Source organism: Streptomyces sp. NPDC002690 (genome assembly GCF_053592415.1).
In genome coordinates this window covers 1-5,411 of the sequence record NZ_JBSFVR010000444.1, presented here as the reverse complement: position 1 = coordinate 5,411, position 5,411 = coordinate 1, and the positions used below count along the sequence as shown (strand labels likewise).

Genomic DNA, 5,411 nt, shown 5'->3' with positions numbered 1-5,411 from the left:
CCGCAAGCACGTCTCCGGTTCGCCGGAGCGTCCCCGCCTCGTCGTGACGCGTTCCAACCGTCACATCGTGGCCCAGGTCATCGACGACATCGCGGGCCACACGCTCGCGTCGGCGTCGACCCTGGACGTCTCCATCCGTGGTGGCGAGGGTGACAAGAGCGCTCAGGCCCAGCAGGTCGGCGCCCTGGTCGCCGAGCGCGCCAAGGCCGCAGGCGTCGAGGCCGTCGTGTTTGACCGCGGTGGTAACCAGTACGCCGGGCGGATTGCCGCTCTGGCTGACGCCGCCCGTGAAGCCGGGCTGAAGTTCTAAGCCCCGGTTCCTACGCACAGCGGACGTAACAGAGAGAGGTAATTCCAATGGCTGGACCCCAGCGCCGCGGAAGCGGTGCCGGTGGCGGCGAGCGGCGGGACCGGAAGGGCCGTGACGGTGGCCCCAGCGCCGCCGAGAAGACCGCGTACGTTGAGCGCGTTGTCGCGATCAACCGCGTCGCCAAGGTTGTGAAGGGTGGTCGTCGCTTCAGCTTCACCGCGCTGGTCGTGGTGGGCGATGGTGACGGCACCGTCGGTGTCGGTTACGGCAAGGCCAAGGAAGTTCCCGCGGCCATCGCCAAGGGTGTCGAGGAAGCGAAGAAGTCCTTCTTCAAGGTTCCGCGCATCCAGGGCACGATTCCTCACCCGATCACGGGCGAGAAGGCTGCGGGCGTCGTCCTGCTCAAGCCTGCTTCCCCGGGTACCGGCGTTATCGCCGGTGGTCCGGTGCGTGCCGTGCTCGAGTGCGCCGGCGTCCACGACATCCTGTCGAAGTCGCTCGGTTCTTCCAACGCGATCAACATCGTGCACGCGACCGTGGCGGCCCTGCAGGGCCTGCAGCGTCCCGAGGAGATCGCGGCCCGCCGCGGTCTGCCCCTCGAGGACGTCGCTCCCGCGGCTCTGCTCCGTGCGCGTGCCGGGGCTGGTGCGTAATGGCCAGCCTCAAGATCACGCAGACGAAGTCGTACATCGGTAGCAAGCAGAACCACCGCGACACCCTGCGTTCGCTCGGGCTCAAGCGCCTGCACGACGTGGTTGTCAAGGAGGACCGCCCCGAGTTCCGCGGAATGGTTCACACCGTCCGCCACCTCGTGACGGTTGAGGAGGTTGACTGACATGGCGGAGAACAGCCCGCTGAAGGCCCACAACCTCCGGCCTGCCCCGGGCGCCAAGACCGCCAAGACCCGTGTGGGTCGTGGTGAGGCGTCCAAGGGTAAGACCGCAGGTCGTGGTACCAAGGGAACGAAGGCTCGTTACCAGGTTCCGCAGCGCTTCGAGGGTGGCCAGATGCCCCTCCACATGCGCCTGCCGAAGCTCAAGGGCTTCAAGAACCCGTTCCGCACGGAGTACCAGGTCGTGAACCTGGACAAGCTCGCGACGCTCTACCCCGAGGGTGGAGAGGTCACGGTGGCCGGTCTGGTCGCCAAGGGTGCCGTGCGCAACAACCACCTCGTCAAGGTCCTCGGACAGGGCGAGATCTCCGTGGCGCTGCAGGTTTCGGTTGACGCCGTCTCCGGCTCCGCCAAGGAGAAGATTGCCGCCGCCGGCGGCACCGTCACCGAGCTCGTCTGAGACAACTCGGACAACTCGATGTACTGAACACCCGACCGGGGATGCCTCTTCCAAGAGGCATCCCCGGTTGGTCGTTCCTAGGGGGGCATGGTCGCCGGTAAGGTGGCGTGAGTTGTGTGCTAACCCCTCGGGCACCCGCCCTGGGACACTTTGACTTTTTTTGTGTCCGTCGTATCCGTCGAACCTCAAGACCGTCACCTCTACGCATAGCGCGGGGGTCGCAGGAGGCACCGTGCTCACCGCGTTCGCCCGGGCGTTCAAGACGCCCGACCTGCGCAAGAAGCTGCTCTTCACGCTCGGCATCATCGTTCTCTATCGGCTCGGGGCACACATCCCCGTACCGGGAGTGAGTTACGAGAACGTCCAGACCTGTATCGACCAGGCCAGCAAGGGCAATAACAGCCTCTTCGGTCTCGTCAACATGTTCAGCGGTGGTGCGCTGCTGCAGATCACGATCTTCGCGCTCGGCATCATGCCGTACATCACGGCCAGCATCATTCTTCAGCTGCTGACCGTGGTCATCCCCCGACTGGAGGCCCTCAAGAAGGAGGGACAGTCCGGGCAGACCAAGATCACCCAGTACACGCGTTACCTCACGGTCGCGCTGGCCATCCTCCAGGGCACCGGCCTGGTGGCGACCGCCCGCAGCGGCGCGCTCTTCAGCAGCTGCTCGGTGGGCGACCAGATCGTCCCCAACTCGTCGATCTTCACCACGATCGTCATGGTCGTCACGATGACGGCCGGCACCGCCTGCGTCATGTGGCTCGGTGAGCTCATCACCGACCGCGGTATCGGCAACGGCATGTCGATCCTGATGTTCATCTCGATCGCCGCCAGCTTCCCGAGCGCCCTGTGGGCCATCAAGGAGAGCGGCAAGCTCGCCGACGGCTGGATCGAATTCGGCACGGTCATCATCATCGGCTTCGTGATGGTGGGCCTCGTCGTCTTCGTCGAGCAGGCCCAGCGCCGCATCCCGGTGCAGTACGCGAAGCGCATGATCGGGCGCCGTTCCTACGGCGGTACGTCCACGTACATCCCGCTCAAGGTGAACCAGGCGGGCGTGATCCCCGTCATCTTCGCCTCCTCGCTCCTCTACATCCCGGCCCTGATCGTCCAGTTCTCCAACTCCAACGCGGGCTGGGCGAACTGGATCAAGGACCACTTCGTCAAGGGCGACCACCCGTACTACATCGCGACCTACTTCCTCCTGATCGTCTTCTTCGCGTTCTTCTACGTGGCGATCTCGTTCAACCCCGAAGAAGTAGCCGACAACATGAAGAAGTATGGTGGGTTCATCCCGGGTATCCGGGCAGGTCGACCTACAGCCGAGTACCTGAGCTACGTGCTCAACAGGATCACTTGGCCGGGCTCGCTGTACCTGGGGCTCATCGCTCTTGTGCCGACAGTGGCGTTGGCAGGCTTCGGTGGCGCGAACCAGAACTTCCCGTTCGGCGGGACGAGCATCCTCATCATCGTGGGTGTGGGTCTGGAGACCGTGAAGCAGATCGAGAGTCAGCTCCAGCAGCGCAATTACGAAGGGTTCCTCCGCTGATGCGAATCGTCCTCGTCGGGCCTCCTGGTGCCGGCAAGGGAACGCAGGCCGCGTACCTTGCCAAGAACCTGTCGATTCCGCACATTTCCACGGGCGACCTCTTCCGCGCCAACATCAGCCAGGGCACCGACCTTGGCAAGCAGGCCCGGTCCTACATGGACAAGGGCCAGCTGGTGCCGGACGAGGTGACCAACGCGATGGCTGAGGACCGCATGTCCCAGCCCGACGCCGCCGGTGGCTTCCTGCTCGACGGCTTCCCGCGCAACGTCGGCCAGGCCGAGGCGCTGGACGAGATGCTCAAGAGCAACGGTGTGGCACTCGACGCGGTCCTGGACCTGGAGGTCCCCGAGGACGAGGTCGTGAAGCGGATCGCGGGTCGCCGCATCTGCCGCAACGACAGTTCGCACGTCTTCCACGTCGCGTACAACCAGCCGGAGACCGAGGGTGTCTGCGACACCTGCGGCGGCGAGCTGTACCAGCGGGACGACGACAACGAGGAGACGGTCCGCACCCGGCTGGAGGTCTACCACACGCAGACCGAGCCGATCATCGACTACTACCGCGAGCAGGGACTGGTCGTGACCATCCCCGCCCTCGGCAAGGTCACCGAAGTGACCGAGCGGGCCATGGCGGCGCTCAAGTCCGACGAGGGCTGAGCACCACCCACGCAGTAACTTCCACAGCCGGCCGCGGTGCCCCAGGGCGCCGCGGCCGGCTGTTTGTCGCCGTATCGTGGATTTACCGGTCACGCCGCGGCACCCGTCCCCGGAAGCGGGAGACGGTCCCCGTCCCCAGAGACGCAGACGCAGAGAGGCGCCCAGCAATGGTGCAGATCAAGACCCCGGAGCAGATCGCCAAGATGCGTGAGGCGGGCCTGGTGGTCGCCGCCATTCACGCCGCCACCCGCGAGGCCGCCGTCCCGGGCGCCTCCACCCACGACCTGGACCAGGTCGCGCGCAAGGTGATCGCCGACCACGGGGCGAAGTCGAACTTCCTCGGGTACGGCGGGTTCCCCGCGACCATCTGCACTTCGGTGAACGACGTCGTCGTCCACGGCATCCCGGACGAGAAGACCGTCCTCAAGGACGGCGACATCATCTCCATCGACTGCGGCGCGATCGTGGACGGCTGGCACGGCGACGCCGCGTACACCGCCTTCGTGGGCACCGGACACGCTCCGGAGCTGATCGAGCTCTCCCGGGTGACCGAGGAGTCGATGTGGGCCGGCATCGCTGCGATGAAGGTGAACAACCGCCTCGTCGACATCTCCAAGGCGATCGAGGGCTACATCCGCCGCCAGCCCCGCCCGGCCACCGGCAAGTACGGGATCATCGAGGACTACGGCGGCCACGGCATCGGCACCGAGATGCACATGGACCCGCACCTGCTGAACTACGTCTCCCGCAAGCGGGGCAAGGGCATCAAGCTGGTCCCCGGCGTCTGCCTGGCGATCGAGCCCATGGTCTCGCTCGGCACCGCGCAGACGAAGGTGCTCAGCGACGACTGGACCGTGCTCACCACCGACGGCAGCTGGTCCTCCCACTGGGAACACTCCATCGCGCTCACGGAGGAGGGCCCGCTGGTGCTGACCGCCCCGGACGGCGGAGCCGAGAAGCTCGCCCAGTACGGCGTCCAGGCCGCGCCGGACCCGCTGGCCTGAGCATCCCGCCCGGCGCCGGCCGAACACCTGGTCCGTCGGGGCATAAGGATCACCTTCGGTGGGCAAACTTGACGGATTCGTCTTTTGGGGTCCGCTGACGTAGACTGACTCGTCGGCTCTCGTGCATCCGTGTGTCCACTTGGTGGTAACGCGGCAGAGCGGGAGTCGATCAAGGTAGCCGATTCGAAAGGCGAAGCGTGGCCAAGAAGCAAGGTGCCATCGAAATCGAGGGCACCGTGATCGAGTCCCTCCCGAACGCAATGTTCCGGGTGGAGCTCCAGAACGGTCACAAGGTCCTCGCGCACATCAGCGGCAAGATGCGGATGCACTACATCCGTATCCTCCCCGATGACCGGGTCGTGGTGGAGCTCTCTCCGTACGACCTGACGCGTGGCCGGATCGTCTACCGGTACAAGTAGATCTTGCCCCCATCGCGCTGCGGCGCGGTGATGGCACTGACCCGGAGAACCTGACATCCCATGAAGGTCAAGCCGAGCGTCAAGAAGATCTGCGACAAGTGCAAGGTGATCCGCCGTCACGGCCGGGTCATGGTCATCTGCGAAAACCTGCGCCACAAGCAGCGCCAGGGCTGACGCA

General features: G+C 65.5%; 9 protein-coding genes. All 9 read left to right on the top strand.

The window, feature by feature from the left end; genetic code table 11:
- On the top strand, window positions 1-310 hold a 310-nt coding region (gene rplR, locus ACWD3D_RS32885; RefSeq protein ID WP_451464387.1), incomplete at its 5' end, for a 50S ribosomal protein L18.
- Between the two features lie 47 nt (window positions 311-357).
- Window positions 358-963, top strand: a complete 606-nt coding sequence (gene rpsE / locus ACWD3D_RS32880) for a 30S ribosomal protein S5 (RefSeq protein WP_266705207.1) — start codon at window positions 358-360, stop codon at window positions 961-963.
- Window positions 963-1,145 carry a 50S ribosomal protein L30 gene (gene rpmD / locus ACWD3D_RS32875; protein ID WP_219611742.1) on the top strand — a complete coding sequence of 61 codons (183 nt, stop codon included), beginning with the start codon at window positions 963-965 and terminating at the stop codon, window positions 1,143-1,145. Before rpsE ends, rpmD begins: the two co-directional genes overlap by 1 nt.
- 1 nt (window position 1,146) lies before the next feature.
- Window positions 1,147-1,602, top strand: coding sequence for a 50S ribosomal protein L15 (gene rplO, locus ACWD3D_RS32870; RefSeq protein WP_328721293.1), 456 nt, complete (start codon window positions 1,147-1,149; stop codon window positions 1,600-1,602).
- Between the two features lie 232 nt (window positions 1,603-1,834).
- Window positions 1,835-3,154 carry a preprotein translocase subunit SecY gene (secY, locus tag ACWD3D_RS32865; protein ID WP_451464386.1) on the top strand — a complete coding sequence of 440 codons (1,320 nt, stop codon included), beginning with the start codon at window positions 1,835-1,837 and terminating at the stop codon, window positions 3,152-3,154.
- Window positions 3,154-3,810 carry an adenylate kinase gene (locus ACWD3D_RS32860; RefSeq protein WP_451464385.1) on the top strand — a complete coding sequence of 219 codons (657 nt, stop codon included), beginning with the start codon at window positions 3,154-3,156 and terminating at the stop codon, window positions 3,808-3,810. Before secY ends, ACWD3D_RS32860 begins: the two co-directional genes overlap by 1 nt.
- 167 nt (window positions 3,811-3,977) lie before the next feature.
- Entirely contained in the window at window positions 3,978-4,814 is an 837-nt protein-coding gene (map, locus tag ACWD3D_RS32855) for a type I methionyl aminopeptidase (protein ID WP_266705195.1), read from the top strand.
- A gap of 197 nt (window positions 4,815-5,011) precedes the next feature.
- Complete coding sequence (infA, locus tag ACWD3D_RS32850) at window positions 5,012-5,233, top strand: translation initiation factor IF-1 (RefSeq protein ID WP_014047798.1); 222 nt, start codon at window positions 5,012-5,014, stop codon at window positions 5,231-5,233.
- A gap of 60 nt (window positions 5,234-5,293) precedes the next feature.
- Window positions 5,294-5,407, top strand: coding sequence for a 50S ribosomal protein L36 (rpmJ, locus tag ACWD3D_RS32845; protein WP_009740505.1), 114 nt, complete (start codon window positions 5,294-5,296; stop codon window positions 5,405-5,407).
- Window positions 5,408-5,411 lie beyond the last annotated feature (4 nt).

Bases quoted from the DNA above. Each gene is read 5' to 3' on its own strand.
- rpmJ (WP_009740505.1), top strand. From the start codon at position 5,294: ATGAAGGTCAAGCCGAGCGTCAAGAAGATCTGCGACAAGTGCAAGGTG.
- ACWD3D_RS32860 (WP_451464385.1), top strand. From the start codon at position 3,154: ATGCGAATCGTCCTCGTCGGGCCTCCTGGTGCCGGCAAGGGAACGCAG.
- rplO (WP_328721293.1), top strand. From the start codon at position 1,147: ATGGCGGAGAACAGCCCGCTGAAGGCCCACAACCTCCGGCCTGCCCCG.
- rpsE (WP_266705207.1), top strand. From the start codon at position 358: ATGGCTGGACCCCAGCGCCGCGGAAGCGGTGCCGGTGGCGGCGAGCGG.
- map (WP_266705195.1), top strand. From the start codon at position 3,978: ATGGTGCAGATCAAGACCCCGGAGCAGATCGCCAAGATGCGTGAGGCG.
- rpmD (WP_219611742.1), top strand. From the start codon at position 963: ATGGCCAGCCTCAAGATCACGCAGACGAAGTCGTACATCGGTAGCAAG.